Raw genomic sequence first — 18,661 nt, 5'->3', positions numbered from 1 at the left:
CTGATCCAAAAGGTGGTTTGCCTTCAAGATCGGCACAACCGATCGTGTCGTAGAAGCCGTCAACCGCAACGAAAGAGGGGATCCCGATCCTTGTGGAATCCCCCCTTCTTCACTTAGCAAATTTCGCTCGTGACCGAACAATGAATATGGTCAGTTCAATAGCGAAAAAGGACAGCATTTAAAAACAAATGAGAAAAACGAACTTTCCTCATCCTGCTGGAGCGAATCAAAGCACAGATCACACTCAGCCTTGCATGGCAGGCTCCTCTGCAGCCGTCCGATAACGACGCCGGTACAAAAAGTGAAAATAAAGCAACGTTCCAGCCGCAAAAATCACCGCCACCATTCCTAACTTCGTCGCTTCTTCCCACATCACCGCAAAATCGCCACTTGAAATAACCGCTCTTAGCCCGCGAATCGCATGAGTCATCGGTAACCACGGGTGAAGGGCCTGCAGCTGATCCGGAACAAGCTCAATCGGATACGTTCCAGCGCTTCCGATCAGCTGGGCGATCAGCAGCAAAATAGCGAGAAAACGGCCGGGATTATCAAACAAGGTCACAAGAAATTGAATGATCATCATAAACGTCAGGCTGATGATCCACGTAAACAGCAAAAAGCGCCCAACGCTTTGCACGTGCAAGTCGAGTCCATACAGCAGCCATGCGTCGGCCAAAAGCGTTTGCACGGCCGTCGCCACCGCCAATACTCCCCATTTCCCGAAGAACCATGCTATTCCAGAAGTCGGGCGATCCGCTGGTTCACGCAGCGGAAAGACAATCGTCAGCAGCAACGCGCCGACAAACAGCCCTAATGACAAGAAGTAGGGCGCAAATCCCGTTCCGTAATTAGGAACATGATGGAGCGGCTGCTTTTTCTTTTGCACAGGATCGGCGATCATATCATACACGCGGTCGTTCGCTTGAACGTGGGCAGCTTGTTTCGCCCCGTCTTTCAGTCGATCCTCCATTTCTGCCGCGCCTTTGGCCAGTGAAGCCAATCCCGTCGATAGCGACCGGCTGCCGTCGGAAAGCTGCTCCATTCCGTGCTGAAGCGAGCCTGCCCCTTGGGCCAGCCCCTTTGCGCCAGCGGTCAGCTGTTTGGCGCCGGATGCCAATTGATGTGTGCCGGACACCAATTGATCAGCTCCGGAAGCCAGCGTCTCGACTCCTTGCGCCAATCGGCCGCTGCCGGAAGCTAGTGCCTCGGCGCCGCGTTCAGCGCGGTGAAGCTGCTGCGCCAGCTCCGCCGCCCCTGCCGCCAGCCGCTGATGGGCATCGGATAATTCGGCCGCCCCAGCCGCCAGCTGCCGCTGACCGTCTGTCACCTTCTTCACCGCTTCTTGCACGGTTTGTTGCCCATTGGCAAGGGAATCCGCCCCATCGGCAAGACGAGCGGCACCATCTTGCAGCGGCCCGGCCGTTTCCGCCAGTTTTCCGACGCCTGCCGCCACCGCTTCGCTTCCGTCAACAAGCGGCTGCAGCTGTTGAACTAGCGTTTGCAACATCGCTTTTTGGCTCGGATCGCTCGCTTGTTCGGACAGCGCCTGCAGCGCCGCCGCGTATTGCCGCAGCCCTTCGCTGACTTGACCGGCGCCGGCGGCCGCTTCTCCCGCTTTCTGTTTCCACTGCGCCATCCCTTGCGAAAGCTGTTCAGCGCCGTCGCGAACGCGCAAGGCCCCGTCCGTCAGCGCCGGCAAACGAGATTGCAATGTTTGCAGCCCGCTTAATGATTCATTCAACCCGCCGGCTAAACGTGCGGCACCCGCTTGCGCTTGCCGCTCCCCATCGGTTAGGCGGTCAGCTCCGGCCGCCAATTGCCCAAGGCCGGATTTGAGAGCGGACGCTCCGTCCTTCACTTGCGAAGCACCGGCACTAGCCGACTGAAGCCCTTGGTCAAACATGATCGATTTTTCAGCCAACTCGGTTAAATGGCCGGATATTTTTCCGGCTCCTTCTGTCAGTTTTTGCGCGCCAGCCGCTAACTGGCCGCTCCCCTGCTCAGCGGCTCCCATCCCTTTTGCCAGCTGCCGACTCCCTTGTTCCGCCGATTGAAGGCCTTCATGCAGGCGACCGGCGCCCTCCCCTGCTTCTTTCAAACCTTTTCCCGCTTCTTTCATTTTCGTCAACATGGCTTCGGCATACGCTTTGGTGACATTTTTGCCGATCTCCTCTTTGATAGCTGAAACGGCAGAATCACCGATTTTTCCGACGAGATAGTTCGCCCCTTCATTGACGATATAGTTGAGGCGAAGCGGTTCAGGTGCCGCGTCTTGCACCGTTGTGGCACGCTCGGAAAAATCCGATGGAATGACGATCGCCATATAATAGTCGCCGTTTTGCAAACCGTTTAACGCCTTGTCGCGATTGACAAAGTGCCAAGAAAATGAATCGGTTTTTTTCAACCGCTTCACCACATCGTCACCGAGATGAAGGGAGTGGCCATCGAGGTTCGCCCCCCGATCTTCATTGACGACCGCTACGGGCAAGCGGTCCAAATGACCATACGGGTCCCAAAACGCCCATAAAAACGACCCGCTGTAAAGAAGGGGGATAAATAAAACAGCAGCAATGGGAATCAGCACTTTAGGACGAAACAAAATCGCCCGCCATTCGTTGGCGAACATAGGAAAAGTCCCTCCTTTGTACAAATGACCAATTTGTCCATTTAGTCAAACACGAAAAAAAAGAACGGATCATCTATTTTGATAATCCTTGCAAAAAATACAGTGTGAACAATTCGGCGATTTGTTCTTTGCTCAGCGGCTCATGCTCCTTTTCCCAATCGACGATCAAGGCGATGTAAGTTTTCAGCATCACAAACGCCGTAATTTCCGAATCACAAGGGCGGATTTCGCCTTTTTCCACCGCCGCCTCGATTTTACATCGAATGAATCGGACCATCTCGCGATCAAACTTCGCCAATACTTCCTGCACCGCCGCCGTGCCGATGCTGCGCACTTCTTGAAGCAGCTTGGCGGTCAGTTGATGGCGTTGGCGAAATTCCAAAATGCGATACAAGGCGCGGGGAACATTTTCGGAAAACGGCAACGACGGATCCATCGCCTGCTCGGCTTCGGTTTTAATTTGAGCGATTAAGGAAGAAATAATTTCATCAAGAAGCTCCTCTTTGCTTTTAAAAAACGTATAAATCGTTCCTTTGCCGACGTTGGCGAGCCTAGCGATTTGTTCCATCGTCGTCGCTTTATAGCCAAAAGCGGAAAATGATTGGGCCGCTGCAGAAATGATTTGTCGTCTCCGGTCGCTTGCCATGAGCCTCATCCTTCAATATGACTAAATGAACAATTCGGTCAATCCGTATCCTTATGTTATCATAGCCCGCGTTTCCTGTAAAGGGGGAACGGAGAGACAACGAGGGTGTCCCAAAAGGAGCGAGACACCCTCTTTCGTTGCTCTACATACGTGCTGACTGCTTCTGCCGAACAATCGGTTGTGCCGATCTTGAAAGCAGACAACCTTTTGGGTCAGCCCCTCTCTCATCGCTATATAAGCACGAGGCGCTTCTCGGACACACTATATGCTATATAAGCACCAAACGTTTCTCGGCCACACTATATATTATGACGATCGTGAAAATACCTAAAATCGGAAAATGGACCGGGGGATTTTCATCCTTCCAAATGTGACGAATTTTTTCCGTCATGCGAGTCGATCTTCAAGAGCGCCTTTTCGATCAGCCCCGTTCCCGCTGCGAAGAAGCCGCCGAACGGCGCGGCTTCTTCGGCTGCAAGAAGATCGTCCCCTCTCGCCTGCACACCGCTGAACGCTCCTTCTCTCCGGGGTCCAGAGGGCGAAGGCTTCTCGGTTCAAAGTGAGAAAACAGCGCCCCTCCCTAAACCGTTCGGCCCCGGCCTTCGATTACTCAGCGCGTTTGCTCCCCGCTTCCATCATTTGAACGGACTGCTGTTTTCCCCAATACTCAAGCACATCGCGGACGGCCTTCTCCGCTTGGTCAATGCAATCGGGCAGCCCGAGCCCCTCATAGGAACTGCCTGCTAAAAACACCCCCGGCAGCGCGGCGGCCATCTGCGCTTTAATGTCCGCCAACCGCTCGCGATGACCGACCGTATACTGCGGCATCGCCCGCTTCCACCGCGAAATGACGGCAAACTGCGGCGGGCCGTCGATGTTCATCACTTTGTTTAAATCATCGAGCACAACGCGAACGATTTCATCATCGGGCTGATCGACGATCTCTTCGTCGCCCGGCCGTCCGACATAGCCGCGCAAAAGCGCCTGGCCGGGGGGCGCAGTATGCGGCCATTTTTTATGCGTCCACGTGCATGCGGTCAGCGTGTAATCGCTGCGGCGCGAAACGACAAACCCGGTGCCGTCAATGTCCCGACGAATCGCTTTTTCCGGAAAGGCGAGCGCGACCGTTGCCACCGATGTGAGCGGCACTGACCGGAACGGGGCAAAAAACGGGTAGTCGGCGAACAGATCCGGCACCGTGTGATGCGGGGTGGTGACGATGACGCTGCCCGCCTCCCACGTTTCGCCCGTGCTCAACCGCAGCCGGTACGTCGAGCCGAGGCGGGTGATCCGCTCAACGCGCACCCCTTTGATGACACTGCCCGGCTCGAGCCGTTTTTCCACTTCTTCAACGAGCGATTGCAAGCCCGTTTTTAACGTCTGAAACGCCCCTTTTCGCTCTCTCTGCTCCTTCGGCGTCGTCCGTCTCGCTCCGCGAACGAGGCTCCCGTATTTTTGTTCAAGTTGGAAAAATTGTGGGAATGTCGCCATTAAGCTCATGTTGTCGATGTCGCCGGCATAAATCCCCGATAGCAGCGGCTCGATCAAATGGTCGACCACTTCGTCGCCTAAACGGCGGCGGAAAAAGTGGCCGAGCGGCATATCGCCCTCGGTTTTCACCGGCGGCAGCACGAAATCAAGCGCCGCGCGCAGCTTGCCGAACGGAGAAAACAAACCGGTCGTCAAAAACGGGGCGAGGCGCGTCGGAATGCCCATCACCGCCCCACCTGGGATCGGATACAGTTTGTCATTGACTAAAATATACGACGTTCCCGTCGCATTATGAACGATCTCGCGCTCAAGCCCGACCTCTTGCACCAAGCGGAACGCGCTTGTTTTCCGCGCCAAAAACGAATCCGGCCCGCGCTCGATGACAAAGCCATCGCGAATGACCGTCTGCACTTTTCCGCCGAGCCGGTGCGTCGCTTCGACGAGCTTGCACGTCAGCGGGAGACGTTGGTTTTTGATCGCTTTTTGCAAGTAGTAGGCGGCGGCCAGGCCGGTAATGCCGCCGCCGACAATGACCACCGTCCGTTGCCCATCACTCATCGCGATCGCCTTCTTTGGCCAGCCGATTGAGCACGACCGTCGCCAACGCGTCGATAAATAGCGGATCGGTATTTGGCATTTTCGGACGATAATAGCGGGCTCCGATTTCCTCGGTCACCTGTTTGCATTCAATGTCATTATCGTACAATACTTCCAAGTGGTCGGAAACAAAGCCGACCGGTGCATAGACGAATGAAGTATAACCGTAAGTTTGATGAAGCTCGCGCGTCAAATCCTGCACATCCGGACCGAGCCAAGGTTCCGGCGTTTGTCCGGCGCTTTGCCAGCCGACGGCGTAATGGGCGACCCCGGCTTGCTCGGCGATGCGTTTGGCCGTGTCTTCAAGCTGCGCAGGATACGGATCGCCGGCTTGAATGATTTTCTCCGGCAAGCTATGGGCGGATACGATCAGTACGGCCCGCTCGCGCTCATGCTCCGGCATGGCCGCAAAAATCGCCTTCACTTGCTCGGCCCAATATTGCAAAAACTTCGGTTCGTCATACCATTGATCAATCGTATAAATCGTCGGCCCGCCCAGCTGCTCGGCTGTTTGTTTCGCCCGCTCGTTGTACGAGCGAACGCTAAAGGTTGAATAATGTGGGGCCAAGACGATGCCGACCGCTTCGCTGATGCCGTCCTCATGCATGCGCCTGACGGCATCCTCGATGAACGGTTCAATATGTTTGAGACCCAAATACACGCGAAACTCGACATCATCCTGCATCTCGTTCAGCCGCTCTTCCAGCCGTTTCGCTTGCGCCTCTGTAATGGCGGCGAGCGGCGACAGCCCGCCGATCGCCCGATAGCGCGCCTTTAAATCATCGATCTGTTCCTGAGGCGGCTTGCGCCCATGGCGAATGTGCGTATAATACCGTTCGATATCGCTTTCTTGATACGGCGTGCCGTACGCCATCACCAACAGTCCAATCGTTTTGTTTGCCATCGTATTGCACCTCTTTTAGTTCCGTGAAGTATAGTCATGGATAAAAGCGGTCAGCCGCTTCAATGTCGCCGGCTCAACATCTGGAAAAATGCCGTGTCCTAAGTTGAAGACATAGCCTGGCCGCTCCATTCCTTCGTCCAAAATGCGCTTCACCCGCTCTTCAATCACATCCCACGGCGCGAGCAGCACGGCCGGATCCAAATTGCCTTGAATCGCTTTCGTCACCCCTTGACGACGCGCGTCGCGAATCGACAGCCGCCAGTCAAGACCGATGACATCCAGTGGCAAATCATTCCACTCGTGCACCAAATGGCTGGCGCCGACGCCAAACATGATGAGCGGCACCCCTTCTTCGCGCAAAGCGGCAAAAATGCGCGCCATCGCCGGTTTGATGAACGTGCGGTAGTCATCCGCATTGACCGCCCCGACCCAAGAGTCGAAAATTTGCACGGCGCTCGCCCCGGCTCGAATTTGCGCTTTCACATAGCGGATCGTCATCGCCGCCAGCTTGTCCATCAAGGCAAACCACGCGTTTGGTTCCGCGTACATAAACGCCTTCGTTTTATGGTAGTTTTTCGATGGGCCGCCTTCAATCATGTAGCTGGCGAGCGTAAACGGCGCGCCGGCAAAGCCGATCAGCGGCACATCAAGCTGTTCGTTGACAAGTAGCCGAATCGTTTCCAAGACGTATGGCACATCGCGCTCCGGGTCGATCTCTCCAAGCCGCTCCACATCATGAAGCGAGCGGATCGGGTTGGAAATGACGGGACCAACGCCGCCGCGAATTTCCACGTCCACACCGATGGCCGGCAGCGGTGTCATAATGTCTTTATATAAAATGGCAGCATCGACGCCATATTGCTCCACCGGCAGCCTGGTGACATAAGCGCAAAGCTCCGGCTGGTGCGTAATCTCAAACAAGGAGTACTTTTCTTTCAGCGCCCGGTATTCCGGTTGCGATCGTCCAGCTTGCCGCATATACCAAACCGGCACATAGGCCGTTTTTTCGCCGCGGCAGGCGCGCAAAAATGTATCGTTCATTCGTCTCGTCATCTTCATCCGCCTTTCTTTCACCCAGTCCAATCAGCCGTTCCTTATCGTTTTTGCCCATTCGCATTGCGTATCTCTTTTTCACTATACCGCTTTCGATGTCCAATGTATAGAGAAGGAAACGAACTGTCAAAAAATCGACCGATTTTTCAACCTGTGCCTATTATAACAAAAAGCTGTCCCGACAGCACGGGACAGCGTTTTTCATTAGATGAGAACCATGGCGACAACGGTCGTGATCGCCAAACCGATAGCAACCGGCAGCAAGTTGCGGCGCGCCAGCTCAAACGGATCGACGCCGCAAATCGCGGCGGCCGGAATGAGCGCCCACGGAACGAGCGTACCACCGCCAACCCAAATGGCCGCGACTTGGCCGAGCGCGGTTAATGTCGCCGCTCCGCCGCCAATCGCCACCGAAAACAAGTGCGCGATCGAGCCGGCGAGCGAGATGCCGGAAAACCCGGAACCGTCAAGGCCGGTAATCGCCCCGACGACAGTGAGCGTGACCGCCCCGATCTCACCGTTCAGCGGCACGGCGTGGGCCAAGGCGACCCCTAAATCGTTGACAATGCCGTGTGACGACTGCGGCAAATAGTCGCCGATCATTTTCGTGAAGCCGGCATCGCCAAGATAGAAAAAGGCGGCAATCGGAATAACCGGTCCAAACACTTTAAAACCGAATTGAAATCCTTCGATAAAATAGTTGGTCACTTCAGAAAAACTTTCCTGACGGTGGGCGAAAACGGAAATGAGAATCAAGATAAAAATGGCCGTTCCGCCGACTAAGGCGGTTGCCTCGCCGCCTTGCAAACGCAAATAGAACATGGCGATGACGTCAAAACCAAACAACAACGGAATCAACAACGCCAGCCATTTTTTCGTCGGCTCAGCCAGCAGCCCTCCCGTTTTCTCGAGCGCCGCATCAGTGGCAGCGGCGATTTCTGCCTCCCCGCTCGCCAAGCGCCCTTGCTTCATATCACGGCGCAACAAATAAAACGCCGTGGCGGTCGTGACCACTCCCATGACAAAAACGAGCGGCACACTGGCGGCAATCACTTCGCCCACCGGCAATCCGGCCGCATCCGCCGTCAGTTTCGGGGCACCTTGAATGATAAAATCACCAGAAAGAGCGATGCCATGCCCGAACAAATTCATGGCCATGGCCGCCCCGATGGCCGGAAGTCCGACGCGGACGGCTGCCGGCAGCAGCACCGCTCCCATTAAAGCCACCGCCGGCGACGGCCAGAAAAACCAAGAAATGACCATCATCAACACGCCGATCGTCCAGTACGCCCAAGCCGGCGTCCGAATGAGCCGGACAAACGGCGACACCATCACATCGTTGATGCCGGTCACGGCCAGCACTTTACTCATCGCCACAATAACGGAAATGACCAAAATCGTTGGCAGCAATTCCGTAATCGCGTAAATAAAACTGTTAAACACCCCGCTGACTGCCGCGCTCAGTGAATGGGTGGCGACCGCCGCCAACAGAAAAATGCCAGCGATGCAAACGAGCGTCGTATCTTTGCGGGCGACCATGAACCCAATAATGAGCAAAATAAACAGCAAGTAAATCCAGTGCAGCGCAACAAGCTCCGTCCCCATCAACCTTGATCCCCTTTCCTCCTTGCTTCCAGCCTAATGGGCTCATTCCCCATCCGGGCTGGTGTACTACAGCATATGAAGCGGGAATCAAGGTGTGAAAAGGGACCAAAAGGACGGATGGAAAAACAGACAGCTGTTCAGCAAAAGTTGTCCTTCATTTTTCGTCACATCGCTTACTCATGCAGCCAAGAAAAAACAGAAAACGAATCATGTTTTGCCTACACTTGTTGAGGGAAGTGTGCCGTCTGTCAAGTACTAGTGATGAACCAAACAGACAAGCCGCCGCCAGCGCCAAAAACGCCAGCGGATGGCGTCAAGCCCGCTTGGGAGCCGCGTGCCGCCTCGCCGCCCACAACGCGATGATGGTTCCCACAAACCAAGTCGCCACCCAAAGCCCGCGCGGCGAAACGGCGGCGAGCACAAGGTGAAACACGGTGTTTTGTCCAAGCAACAAAACAAACAACAACCGAACCGCCGCCGCGGCTGGCTGGGTCGATGGGACGGGATAAAGCCGCGGCCATAGCGAATGGCGATGACGATAAAACAGCGCCGCCAATTGCAGCGCGGTCGCATAAAGAAACAAATACACGATGGCCGCTTGGGCGTATTCGTTTCCGATGAACGCAAGAAGGACGCCACCGATCGCGGTTAGACGGATATACAAACCGGCATATCCGCCAGCGCGGAAGAACGTGCGCACGTATAAGTGAAAAAAGACGTGCGCCCTCCCGTACGGAATGAGGCGAAGCGCCGGATCAAGCCAGCGCCGCCGCTTCGCTTCCTCCTGCCATCCGGGAACATCGACAAACATACTGGCCAAGCGGTAAAATTTGTTTTTCGCCCGCTGTTCGTCACGAATGAGCCGCTCCCACTTCCACCCTTTTCCCTTCGTCAGCCGCCATACGTAGACAGAAACACCGACGATACACAAAGCGACCGCCGCCAAAAACGGCCACGGCGCTGACGCCAGCACAAGACCGATCACTGCCGCCGCCAAGCTGAAGCGGACAAACGCACTCCAGCGCCCAAAAGACGGATCAGCGATTCGACTTCCTCTCCAGGCAACCCACAAATTCCATAGTTTCAGCCCCGTGAGGATGAGCAAAAACAGCGGCCAAGGCAGCGGCGAAAAACGGGCATGAAGAGGTCCAGCCAGCAACAACAGCAGACAGAGGCCGTAAACGTGCCAGACTAAAGAAAACCAAAACGCCCGTTGAATATACGGGCGCAGCTGCCGTTCCGCTGGAAGCAAAAACACAAGATCGGCCTCGCAAAACAGCGTGCGCACCGTTCCGGACGAAGCCGCCCATCCAAACACCACGGCGGCGATGAGCGGATACGGAAACGAGCGCGGAAGTCCCGCCGCCCAACGCTCATACCCCACGGCCAAGCCCGCCAAAACGATCAGCAAGCCGACGAGCAAATGGCTGTTCAACATGTACCGCCAATAGCGACCCTTTTTTTTTCCAATCGGCCCATACCCGCTGCCGCCAAAGCCGGCCGGCATCCATCATGATTCATCATCCTTTGTCAATTCGATATACAGCTCATCGAGCGTCGCCTCGTTCCGTCCGCATTGGCGGCGGATGTCGTCAAGCGTCCCTTTCGCCCGCACGCGGCCTTGATGCAAAATCACAAACGAATCACAATATCGCTCGGCGGTCGCCAAAATGTGTGTCGACAACAAAATGCCCGCTCCCTTCGCCTTTTCCCGCTTCATCCGTTCAAGCAGCGCGTGAATGGCAAGCGGGTCGAGGCCGAGAAACGGCTCGTCGATAATGTACAGCGGCGGCTCAAGCAAAAACGCGCAAACGATCATCACTTTTTGCTTCATTCCTTTGGAAAAGTGCGCCGGGAACGAGGAAAGCCGGCGCTCGAGCCGGAACTCGCGAAGCAAGGGCGGAAGGCGGCGCTCATACTCGTCCTCGTTCAGCCCGTACGCCATCGCCGCGAGACGCAAATGCTCTTCAAGCGTCAACTCTTCATACAGCACCGGAGTTTCCGGAATAAACGCAAACTGTTTTCGATACGCTTCCGGCTCGGCTTCGAGCGTATAACCGTTGATGGAAATAGCGCCGCGGCGCGGATCGAGCAAACCGATCACATGTTTGATCGTCGTGCTTTTGCCAGCCCCGTTCAGCCCGATTAAGGCAACCATTTCGCCGGGCTTGACGGCAAACGTCACATCTTCCAATACGTTTTGCGCTGTATAGCCTCCGTATAAATGCTCCACTTGCAAAAGCGCCATCGTTTCTCCCTTTCTGCTGTGATCATGGCTTTTGTCCCCATTGTACCAAACAACCGCCTTGTTTACCAAAAAAACCCCCGCATACATCCCCAGCTTTCGGACATGATAAAAAACGAAGAGGGGATGAGGCGAAGCCAAACGTAGATGAATCGATCCATAAGAAATGGGGTGTTCGTCAAAGACACCGCAGTGAGCCGAAAACGATGGTGACCGTTTTGCAGCCATGACTGCCTGTTGCCAAATGCAAATGGCAGCGACCCTCTCAAAGGGGATGGTCACGTTGAACAAAGGAAAACGCTCACGCTGACACGACTTTCGCCGCAAATGGGGTGTTCATCAAACGCACATCGGACCGATTTCCCTCTCCCCTTTTCACAGCCGGGATGTAGCCGTTTTCACGGGATTACATCCCGGTTTTTTTATGGTACAATGAGGGAAAAGGAAAGGGGGCCATTCCAGTGGACAATTGCATTTTTTGCCGCATTGTGAACGGCGAGCTGCCGGCGGCGAAAGTGTATGAAGATGAACACGTGCTCGCCTTTTTGGACATCAGTCAAGTGACGAAAGGGCATACGCTGGTTATTCCGAAAGTACATACGGAAAACGTATTTACGCTCACTTCGGACGTCGCTGGCCGTTTGTTCAGCGTCGTGCCGGCGATCGCCAACGCGCTCAAGCACGCATTTTCCCCCGTCGGGCTCAACGTGTTGAACAATAACGGCGAGCAAGCGGGCCAGACGGTGTTTCATTACCATCTCCATCTCATTCCGCGCTACGGCAAAGGCGACGGATTTGGGGCGGTTTGGAAATCGCACGCAAGCGATTACACTCCTGCCGATTTGCAGACGATCGCCGCCGCCATTCGCGAGCAGCTCGGCTGATTTTTCTGCCGGCTGTGGCGCACAAAAAAAACGGAAGCAACACGCGGCTTCCGTTTTTTATTTCTTCCCTTGTTCGATCACGTCTTGCAAGTCTTTATCTTTAATCTCGACATCAGCCTCTTTTACCAACTCATCGACTTTCGACTGCATCGTCGACGGATCGAGCTTGCTTCGCTTCACTTCAAAGGCGATTTCGTCTTTCATCTCGGCAAATGATTTTTTCTTCTCTTTATCCGTCACTTTAATGATGTGATAGCCGTAATCCGTTTTGACCGGGTCGCTCACTTCGCCGACATCAAGCTTGTAGGCCGCTTCCTCGAATTCCTTCACCATTTTCCCCGGGCCAAACCAGCCTAAATCGCCACCGTTTGACGCTGATCCCGGGTCTTGCGAGTATTCTTTCGCCAGTTTGGCAAAATCTTCGCCTTTGTCTAGTTTGGCTTTCACTTCTTTCGCCGTTTTTTCATCTTTCACTAAAATATGGCTGGCGCGGATTTTCGGCTTATAGTTGTTGTAATAGTCCTTCAACTCTTTCTCCGTCACTTTCACATCTGCCACAGCCGCTTTGGCCCGCAGCAAGTCAAGTTTGACCATCTCACGGATCACTTTTTCGCCGTTTTGTTGCACGGCTAGATCGTACTGTGTGCCATAAGCGTCTTTAATCCGCTCGATTTCCCGATCAATTTCCTCATCGGTTACTTTGTATTTTTTGCTCAATACTTTTTCGTCGATTAAATCGCGGAGGACGGATTTCCCAACGCGTTCTTTCATTTCATTGTAAAATTCGTCTTTCGTAATATTGCCGTTTTTCGTCTCCACGACCGCCTCAGAACCGCCGTTATTGCAGGCCGATAAAGCCATGACCGAAACGACGGCGGCCGCCATCATCCACTTTTTCATCCGCTTCACAACTCCCATTTCATTTTTCCGCCTTTCGCCTTGGCTGTTCGAGCCCCGCAGCAGGCGAAACGGCTTGTTCGCTTTAGCCACGACAATTACTATACCATATTTCCAAAGAAAAAAAAACCTCTTTCCGGCTCCGTCATCCGCCCATAACATGCCCGTTTGCCATACATATGATGAGGGTGAAGCGCCGCGGCGGGCTCCCCCTGCCGAAAGGAGGTGTTACGATGAGCGCACCTGCACCTTACGCTGGAGGCTTTGCGTTAATTGTTGTGCTGTTTATTTTGCTCATTATCGTCGGCTGCGCCTGCGTCATCTACTAAGCAAAAAGAGGGTGCTCTCCCGCTCGGGCACCCTCTTTCTGTACGTTCCCCCCTGTCAGTCGCAGAAACAGCCGTTTGGTTATGTAAACAATACTTCCAAATATGAGGAAATCAGTAACATGGTGGTCAGCACATTGATCGTCCGAAACACGGCCGGCTGCTGCTCCTCGGGAATGTCGCGCTGCGCGCACAGCAAATAGGTGAACCGGTTCACGAAAAACAAAACGATGACTGCAAGAGGGAGAAAATAATAATCAAGCGTCAAAGCGAATCCCCCTTTCTTTTTCGCCAAACGCCGCCCATGGCTTTAACTTTACATCGTTCGCCGCCCGAAATCAATCGTTTTCTGCTTCGCGGGCAGACGGATTTTTTGGTTGGTCCGTGCGCGCAAATCCGGTAAAATGAAGATAAACAAGCGTACGTTGATGTCTGTCAAAGGAGCGCGATGTATGGAATCGTTGGAAAAGCGAGTGGCCAAGCTGGAGTTTCACCAGTCACTGTTGATGGAAATGGTCGACGAAGCGAAAAAACCGTTTTACGCCTTGGTCATCCGCGCCGACTTAACGAAAGAAGAGGTCGACGCGTTCTTGGCCTTTTGCCAAGAGCTTGCCGACCAATACGAACAGCAGAAAGCGGAAGGATTAACGATCTTCACTCCCTTGCTCGTCCAGTTCGCAGGGATGCTGCCTCCCAACCTCCCGCTCGAACAAACGGTTGACGCTCTGCTCACCCAGCAACTGTTTGTGCCGCTGATGACGGAGCTGAAAGCGCTCATTCGCGCCGTCAGTTAGCTTGGCCGGCCAGCTCCTTCTCACGCTCTTCCGCTTTTGCCTTACGTTTGACGAGCCTGCCGTCCTGCTCCTCAAAATCTTCTTTAATGTTTTCGAACGCTCGCTCAAAAATTTCCATAAAGTCGTCGCCGTAAATGTGGCGGACGATGCACATCATTTCTAAAATTTCTGGAAACTTCCCGTACAATTCTCGCAGCGGCAGCGCTCCGTTAAAGACGGCATTTTTGCTCGGATCATACGTCTCCATCAGTCTCATCAGCACTTCTTCGCCCTTTTCCGTCAGCTCAACGTAGGTGTTGCGCTTGTCATCCTGTTTTTTCGAGAACGAAAGCAGCCCCTTCTCTTCCAGTTTTTTAGAAAAATTAAACGCGGTCGATACGTGCATCACACCAAACTTGGCGATTTCGGAAATCGAAGCGCCCTTAAAGTGATAAGCGATCCACAAAATGTGATGCTCGTTGATGTTCAAATCAAACGGCTTAATCCACTGTTGCCAGTCTTTCTCAATCGACTTCCACAGCGCTTTGCTCAGCTGGGCGATCCGTTGGCTGAATAGCATCGCCTCTTTGACGGAATAATGCTGTTCTGTCCCTTTCATCGTTCCACCCACTCTTCCCTCACCGTATTTTTTATTACCTATTATATCAATAAAACAAAAAGGAATAAAGACAAAAATATTTATTTTTATGACTTTTTTTGCATATTCATAGTAGTAAAGCTTGAGGCATTGGCCGCACACAGGGGGAGAAGGCAATGACGTATATACAATGGCTCCTTTTCGCAACGGGGTTCTTATTTTTCTGTCTCTTTATAAACACGTTTGTCTCGCTATGGAAAGCGCGGGCGTACCCGCCAAAAGCGCTGTTGAAAGAGCAGGCGATGCGCTATATTGGAATAGCGTGCGCTTGTCTGCTCATGGCTTGGTTGCTTCGCTATGTTTGAGCTTCGTTCTCACCGTCTTCTATCGCCGTTTGTTCAGCAGATATCAAGAATTTGCGATCTCCATGTCGCGTCTTGATCACCTAGAAGGCCGGTGATTTCGTGCAAAATACCGCTCGAGTTCCACCCATTTCTCAATGAGAGAAACCTCGCAGAATCAGCTTTCTTTATCTGAATGAAAACGCCGCGCTGGCGCGGATTTTCATCCCCGGGTGGAGAGCAGATCGCGCTGCCCATGGATCTTTTCTGAATGAAAATGCCGCCGATTGGTGTGTGACAGCGGTTTTTCACCAGCCTTCTAAAGCTGGCGCGGTGACAAAAAGAGCGAACAATGCCATGGAAAACAAACTCGCAACTTATATAGCAAAAAACCCGACCAACGATGATCGGGTTTTTTGCCGCTCACACGTGCGCTGTCACGTTCATCCGCCGGAAGATGGCCGCGGCGATCGGATAGACGATGGCCATCGCCGCCGCATTCAACGCCGCGGTCGGCAGCACAACGGCGACAAACAGCGCCGAGAACGCCGTTCCTCCCGGCAACCCGACAAGCAACAGCGCCGCCGTCAAAAACACGGTCCCGGAGATGACGGTGCCGACCGCCGCCAGCACGACAGCCCCGATCACCGTTTGACGATAGTTCCGAAGCACCGCCACCAAGGCGAAAACGACAAAGGCGGTGATGATTTTATCGATGATATTCGGAAGCTGTCCGCCCGGGAACGTTGTTGTCATGGCGGAAATGAAGCCGGTGGCGACGCCGACAAGGCCGACGGCTTTGGCGCTTGGAAACAACAAAATTGCCAAAAACATCATCGCCAGCATCATGTCCGGCTTCATGCCGGCAAACAGCCCGGGAATGACCGCGTGCAGGACGGCCCCGATTCCAACTAACAGCGCCATCGATACTAATGTTCTTACGTTCATGCTCATCTCTCCTCATCTCTCCTCGTCTATTTTCCTGCTTGAGAATGTTTCTATCATTATATCACTTTGCTGTGTAAAAGTGAAGAAGAAATTTTCAGGCAAAACGGCGGCGGAAGTCGTTCATAAACGAGGCAAGCGCCTCGCACGCCTCGAGCGGCACCGCGTTGTAAATCGACGCCCGACAGCCGCCGACCGACCGATGTCCGCCAAGGCCGATAAACCCGCGCTCCTTCGCTTCGGCGAGAAACGTGTTCGTCAACTCTTCGCTCGGAAGCGTAAACGTGACGTTCATGAGCGAACGGCTTCCTTTTTCTGCATGCGGTTGATAAAAGCCGCCGCTTTCGTCAATGGCGTCATACAGCACGGCCGCTTTTTGCCGGCTGCGCGCTTCCATCGCTGGGACGCCGCCTTGTTCTTCGACCCATTCGAGCACGAGCGACAACATATAAATCGCAAACGTCGGCGGCGTGTTGTAAAGGGAGCGGCTCTTCTGGTGCGTGCGGTAATCGAGCATCGTCGGCAGCCCGTCGGGAATGCGATCGAGCAGATCGCGACGAAGGATGACGACCGTCACGCCGGAAGGGCCGAGATTTTTTTGCGCCCCGGCGTAAATCAAGGCAAATTTGCTGACATCAAACGGCCGGCTCAAAATATCGCTCGACATATCGGCGATCAAATCAACGGGCACATCAGGAAATTCCCGCCATTGCGTGCCGAAAATCGTGTTGTTGGACGTAATATGGACATAGGCGGCCTGTTTGGGCCACTTGACTTCATCCAATGAAGGAATGTACGTATAGTTGGCGTCCTTGCTTGAGGCGACGACTGTCGTTGCCCCGATTTTTTGCGCCTCTTTCAGCGCTTTTTCCGACCACGCGCCCGTTAACACGTAGCAGCCGATTTGCCCTTCGGCGAGGAAATTCATCGGCACCATCGAAAATTGCAGGCTCGCCCCGCCTTGCAAAAATAGCACATCATAGTCGTCCGGAACGTCAAGAAGACGCTTGAGCCGTTCGCTTGCCGCTTGGTGAACCGCCTCATATTCCTTGCTTCGGTGGCTTAACTCCATCACCGACATGCCGGTGTCTTGGAAGTTGAGCAGCTCCCGCTGAGCCCGTTCAAGCACCGGCAGCGGCAGCGCTGACGGGCCGGCGTTGAAGTTGTATGCGCGTTTCATCGTCATCCCTCACTTTGCCTCCTAGTAGTCCATCGATATTATTATCCTAACACGATTCGAAAAAAAAGAAAGGGAATTTTTCGAAAAAAGCGCTTTCAACATCATAAAAAAAGAAAGCCCTTGTCGATCACAAGGACTTGGCCTGCTTCCGCCGCTCTCGCTCTTGGCGGATGCGTTCCATATAAACTTCCCCTTCTTTTTCAATGAACGCTTCGTCCATTTCCCGTTCGCGCGCCGCTGTTTTTACGGTCATATAGCCGCTGAACAGAATGCCGGCCACCACGATATACACCCACCATGGCAGGCTAAGCATCTCCATCCCCCTTTTCGTATGCTTGTCTCACTAAACTATACGCACAAAGGAGCGGTCATATGCATAAAAAGAGGCGGACATGCCGCCTCTTTGGTTGGGACAACGCTTATGCTTCGTTTCGCTTTTTCTTTTTCTGCTTTGCTTTCCTCCATTGCCGTTGCAGCTCTTTCAGCTCTTCTTTCGCTTGCTCGTATTGGGTGACGGGGACGATTTCGATGATCGGTTCGATCAAACTCATCCCTCCTTTGCGTGTCGCTACTTCTCTTTACCCGCTTTTTCCGATGTTGAAACAGCCAAAAACGCCGGCTTGTAAAACGAACGGTTGTCAAGAGCGAAAATGCGCTCGGTAAATTCGCCCGGTTTTACTTTTTCCAGCGCCCGATCGATCATCATCATTTTCGCGTCCAAATTGTCGATATAATGAAGCACTTCCGCTTCTTTGACGAGCGGCGGCTTCGGGCTGCCCCACTCCGCTTTGCCATGGTGGGCCAAGACAAGGTGCTGCAAAATGACAACTTCCTCGCCTTGGATGCCGAGCTGCTCGGCCGCCTTGCTGATTTCGCTGACCATGATCGAAATATGGCCGAGCAAGTTGCCTTCAAGCGTATACGCCGCCGAGACCGGGCCGGACAGCTCGATCACTTTGCCAAGGTCGTGCAAAATCACTCCCGCATACAGCAAATCTTTATTCAGCGATGGATACAGACGGACGAGCGCCGCCGCAAGTTCGAGCATCGACACAACGTGATACGCGAGTCCGGAGATGAATTCGTGATGATTTTTGGTCGCCGCCGGATACTCAAAAAACGGCTTTTCATATTTCTTCAGCAAATAACGCGTAATGCGCTGAATGTTTGGATTTTCCATCGCAAATATGTATTCCATTACTTTCGCTTTCATTTCCTCGCGGGCAAGCGGGGCGGTCTCTAAAAAATCGTCGACACGCACCGCATCGCCGGGATGAGCCGGGCGGATCGAGCGGATGCGAAGCTGCAGTTTGCCGCGGTAATTATGAATGTCGCCGACCACTTTGACAATGCATTCCGGCACGTACCGCTCCTCATCATCGGGAGACACGTCCCAAAGTTTCGCTTCAATGTCGCCGCTTTTGTCTTGCAACATCAGCGTCAAAAACGGCTTGCCGTTGCTGGCAATTCCTTTTGTCGCTGATTTAATGAGCAAAAACAAGTCGACTTGTTCCCCGACTTCATAGTGAATAATCCCTTTCGCCACGTTC

21 protein-coding genes are annotated in these 18,661 nt (G+C 53.7%); 4 read left to right on the top strand and 17 right to left on the bottom strand.

Going from position 1 to position 18,661, the window contains the following annotated elements:
- Window positions 1–244 precede the first annotated feature (244 nt).
- From GC56T2_RS03335 to GC56T2_RS03300, 9 genes are all read right to left on the bottom strand, one after another.
- On the bottom strand, window positions 245–2,626 hold the full coding sequence (locus tag GC56T2_RS03335) for a YhgE/Pip domain-containing protein (RefSeq protein ID WP_144973037.1): 2,382 nt from the start codon (window positions 2,624–2,626) through the stop codon (window positions 245–247).
- 73 nt (window positions 2,627–2,699) lie between these two features.
- Window positions 2,700–3,272, bottom strand: a complete 573-nt coding sequence (locus tag GC56T2_RS03330) for a TetR/AcrR family transcriptional regulator (RefSeq protein WP_144973035.1) — start codon at window positions 3,270–3,272, stop codon at window positions 2,700–2,702.
- A 356-nt stretch (window positions 3,273–3,628) separates the two neighbouring features.
- Window positions 3,629–3,775 carry a hypothetical protein gene (locus tag GC56T2_RS17710; RefSeq protein WP_172706165.1) on the bottom strand — a complete coding sequence of 49 codons (147 nt, stop codon included), beginning with the start codon at window positions 3,773–3,775 and terminating at the stop codon, window positions 3,629–3,631.
- 103 nt (window positions 3,776–3,878) lie between these two features.
- On the bottom strand, window positions 3,879–5,321 hold the full coding sequence (gene hemY, locus GC56T2_RS03325; protein WP_144973033.1) for a protoporphyrinogen oxidase: 1,443 nt from the start codon (window positions 5,319–5,321) through the stop codon (window positions 3,879–3,881).
- Window positions 5,314–6,264 carry a ferrochelatase gene (hemH, locus tag GC56T2_RS03320; RefSeq protein WP_144973031.1) on the bottom strand — a complete coding sequence of 317 codons (951 nt, stop codon included), beginning with the start codon at window positions 6,262–6,264 and terminating at the stop codon, window positions 5,314–5,316. Before hemH ends, hemY begins: the two co-directional genes overlap by 8 nt.
- A 15-nt stretch (window positions 6,265–6,279) precedes the next feature.
- Entirely contained in the window at window positions 6,280–7,317 is a 1,038-nt protein-coding gene (gene hemE, locus GC56T2_RS03315) for a uroporphyrinogen decarboxylase (protein WP_144973029.1), read from the bottom strand.
- A gap of 204 nt (window positions 7,318–7,521) precedes the next feature.
- On the bottom strand, window positions 7,522–8,922 hold the full coding sequence (locus GC56T2_RS03310; protein WP_144973027.1) for a hypothetical protein: 1,401 nt from the start codon (window positions 8,920–8,922) through the stop codon (window positions 7,522–7,524).
- Window positions 8,923–9,235: 313 nt separating this feature from the next.
- Window positions 9,236–10,429 carry an ABC transporter permease gene (locus GC56T2_RS03305; protein WP_255516001.1) on the bottom strand — a complete coding sequence of 398 codons (1,194 nt, stop codon included), beginning with the start codon at window positions 10,427–10,429 and terminating at the stop codon, window positions 9,236–9,238.
- Between the two features lie 3 nt (window positions 10,430–10,432).
- Window positions 10,433–11,170, bottom strand: coding sequence for an ABC transporter ATP-binding protein (locus GC56T2_RS03300; RefSeq protein ID WP_144973025.1), 738 nt, complete (start codon window positions 11,168–11,170; stop codon window positions 10,433–10,435).
- A gap of 458 nt (window positions 11,171–11,628) precedes the next feature.
- On the opposite strand from GC56T2_RS03300, the gene GC56T2_RS03295 reads away from it, so the two are divergent.
- Window positions 11,629–12,051, top strand: a complete 423-nt coding sequence (locus GC56T2_RS03295) for an HIT family protein (RefSeq protein ID WP_033019631.1) — start codon at window positions 11,629–11,631, stop codon at window positions 12,049–12,051.
- Window positions 12,052–12,108: 57 nt separating this feature from the next.
- Here GC56T2_RS03295 and GC56T2_RS03290 read toward each other — a convergent pair whose 3' ends face one another.
- Complete coding sequence (locus GC56T2_RS03290; protein WP_144977007.1) at window positions 12,109–12,951, bottom strand: peptidylprolyl isomerase; 843 nt, start codon at window positions 12,949–12,951, stop codon at window positions 12,109–12,111.
- Window positions 12,952–13,181: 230 nt separating this feature from the next.
- Between GC56T2_RS03290 and GC56T2_RS03285 the strand changes: the two genes are divergently transcribed.
- Window positions 13,182–13,277, top strand: coding sequence for a YjcZ family sporulation protein (locus GC56T2_RS03285; protein ID WP_081897173.1), 96 nt, complete (start codon window positions 13,182–13,184; stop codon window positions 13,275–13,277).
- Window positions 13,278–13,356: 79 nt separating this feature from the next.
- On the opposite strand, the gene GC56T2_RS03280 is transcribed toward GC56T2_RS03285, so the two are convergent.
- Complete coding sequence (locus GC56T2_RS03280; RefSeq protein WP_033019628.1) at window positions 13,357–13,542, bottom strand: hypothetical protein; 186 nt, start codon at window positions 13,540–13,542, stop codon at window positions 13,357–13,359.
- Window positions 13,543–13,726: 184 nt separating this feature from the next.
- Here GC56T2_RS03280 and GC56T2_RS03275 point away from each other — a divergent pair, with 184 nt between their 5' ends.
- The gene (locus GC56T2_RS03275) at window positions 13,727–14,068 is read left to right on the top strand and encodes a YhaI family protein (RefSeq protein ID WP_033019625.1); all 342 of its coding nucleotides are present in this window, start codon (window positions 13,727–13,729) and stop codon (window positions 14,066–14,068) included.
- Here the strand turns inward: GC56T2_RS03275 and GC56T2_RS03270 are convergent.
- Complete coding sequence (locus GC56T2_RS03270; RefSeq protein WP_172706258.1) at window positions 14,061–14,666, bottom strand: HTH-type transcriptional regulator Hpr; 606 nt, start codon at window positions 14,664–14,666, stop codon at window positions 14,061–14,063. The genes GC56T2_RS03275 and GC56T2_RS03270 overlap by 8 nt on opposite strands.
- A gap of 155 nt (window positions 14,667–14,821) precedes the next feature.
- Here GC56T2_RS03270 and yhzF point away from each other — a divergent pair, with 155 nt between their 5' ends.
- Entirely contained in the window at window positions 14,822–15,010 is a 189-nt protein-coding gene (gene yhzF, locus GC56T2_RS18435; protein WP_144973021.1) for a membrane protein YhzF, read from the top strand.
- A 399-nt stretch (window positions 15,011–15,409) separates the two neighbouring features.
- Here the strand turns inward: yhzF and GC56T2_RS03260 are convergent, their stop codons facing one another.
- From GC56T2_RS03260 to yhaM, 5 genes are all read right to left on the bottom strand, one after another.
- On the bottom strand, window positions 15,410–15,934 hold the full coding sequence (locus tag GC56T2_RS03260) for a tryptophan transporter (RefSeq protein ID WP_033020173.1): 525 nt from the start codon (window positions 15,932–15,934) through the stop codon (window positions 15,410–15,412).
- 94 nt (window positions 15,935–16,028) lie between these two features.
- Entirely contained in the window at window positions 16,029–17,111 is a 1,083-nt protein-coding gene (gene serC / locus GC56T2_RS03255) for a 3-phosphoserine/phosphohydroxythreonine transaminase (RefSeq protein WP_144977004.1), read from the bottom strand.
- A gap of 127 nt (window positions 17,112–17,238) precedes the next feature.
- Window positions 17,239–17,424, bottom strand: a complete 186-nt coding sequence (locus GC56T2_RS03250; RefSeq protein ID WP_144973019.1) for a sporulation YhaL family protein — start codon at window positions 17,422–17,424, stop codon at window positions 17,239–17,241.
- A gap of 106 nt (window positions 17,425–17,530) precedes the next feature.
- Entirely contained in the window at window positions 17,531–17,662 is a 132-nt protein-coding gene (locus GC56T2_RS03245; protein WP_255516000.1) for a phosphohydrolase, read from the bottom strand.
- 17 nt (window positions 17,663–17,679) lie between these two features.
- Window positions 17,680–18,657 carry a 3'-5' exoribonuclease YhaM gene (yhaM, locus tag GC56T2_RS03240; protein ID WP_144973015.1) on the bottom strand — a complete coding sequence of 326 codons (978 nt, stop codon included), beginning with the start codon at window positions 18,655–18,657 and terminating at the stop codon, window positions 17,680–17,682.
- Between the last annotated feature and the right edge of the window lie 4 nt (window positions 18,658–18,661).

The organism is Geobacillus sp. C56-T2, from assembly GCF_007829715.1.
GTDB lineage: Bacteria > Bacillota > Bacilli > Bacillales > Anoxybacillaceae > Geobacillus > Geobacillus icigianus.
This window is presented reverse-complemented; position numbering and strand designations above follow the sequence as displayed.

Bases quoted from the DNA above. Each gene is read 5' to 3' on its own strand.
- GC56T2_RS03260 (WP_033020173.1), bottom strand. From the start codon at position 15,934: ATGAACGTAAGAACATTAGTATCGATGGCGCTGTTAGTTGGAATCGGG.
- GC56T2_RS03290 (WP_144977007.1), bottom strand. From the start codon at position 12,951: ATGAAAAAGTGGATGATGGCGGCCGCCGTCGTTTCGGTCATGGCTTTA.
- hemE (WP_144973029.1), bottom strand. From the start codon at position 7,317: ATGACGAGACGAATGAACGATACATTTTTGCGCGCCTGCCGCGGCGAA.
- GC56T2_RS03285 (WP_081897173.1), top strand. From the start codon at position 13,182: ATGAGCGCACCTGCACCTTACGCTGGAGGCTTTGCGTTAATTGTTGTG.
- serC (WP_144977004.1), bottom strand. From the start codon at position 17,111: ATGAAACGCGCATACAACTTCAACGCCGGCCCGTCAGCGCTGCCGCTG.
- GC56T2_RS03305 (WP_255516001.1), bottom strand. From the start codon at position 10,429: ATGCCGGCCGGCTTTGGCGGCAGCGGGTATGGGCCGATTGGAAAAAAA.
- GC56T2_RS03270 (WP_172706258.1), bottom strand. From the start codon at position 14,666: ATGAAAGGGACAGAACAGCATTATTCCGTCAAAGAGGCGATGCTATTC.
- hemY (WP_144973033.1), bottom strand. From the start codon at position 5,321: ATGAGTGATGGGCAACGGACGGTGGTCATTGTCGGCGGCGGCATTACC.
- yhzF (WP_144973021.1), top strand. From the start codon at position 14,822: ATGACGTATATACAATGGCTCCTTTTCGCAACGGGGTTCTTATTTTTC.
- GC56T2_RS03300 (WP_144973025.1), bottom strand. From the start codon at position 11,170: ATGGCGCTTTTGCAAGTGGAGCATTTATACGGAGGCTATACAGCGCAA.
- GC56T2_RS03275 (WP_033019625.1), top strand. From the start codon at position 13,727: ATGGAATCGTTGGAAAAGCGAGTGGCCAAGCTGGAGTTTCACCAGTCA.
- GC56T2_RS03250 (WP_144973019.1), bottom strand. From the start codon at position 17,424: ATGCTTAGCCTGCCATGGTGGGTGTATATCGTGGTGGCCGGCATTCTG.
- GC56T2_RS03310 (WP_144973027.1), bottom strand. From the start codon at position 8,922: ATGGGGACGGAGCTTGTTGCGCTGCACTGGATTTACTTGCTGTTTATT.
- hemH (WP_144973031.1), bottom strand. From the start codon at position 6,264: ATGGCAAACAAAACGATTGGACTGTTGGTGATGGCGTACGGCACGCCG.
- GC56T2_RS03330 (WP_144973035.1), bottom strand. From the start codon at position 3,272: ATGGCAAGCGACCGGAGACGACAAATCATTTCTGCAGCGGCCCAATCA.
- GC56T2_RS03335 (WP_144973037.1), bottom strand. From the start codon at position 2,626: ATGTTCGCCAACGAATGGCGGGCGATTTTGTTTCGTCCTAAAGTGCTG.
- GC56T2_RS03245 (WP_255516000.1), bottom strand. From the start codon at position 17,662: ATGAGTTTGATCGAACCGATCATCGAAATCGTCCCCGTCACCCAATAC.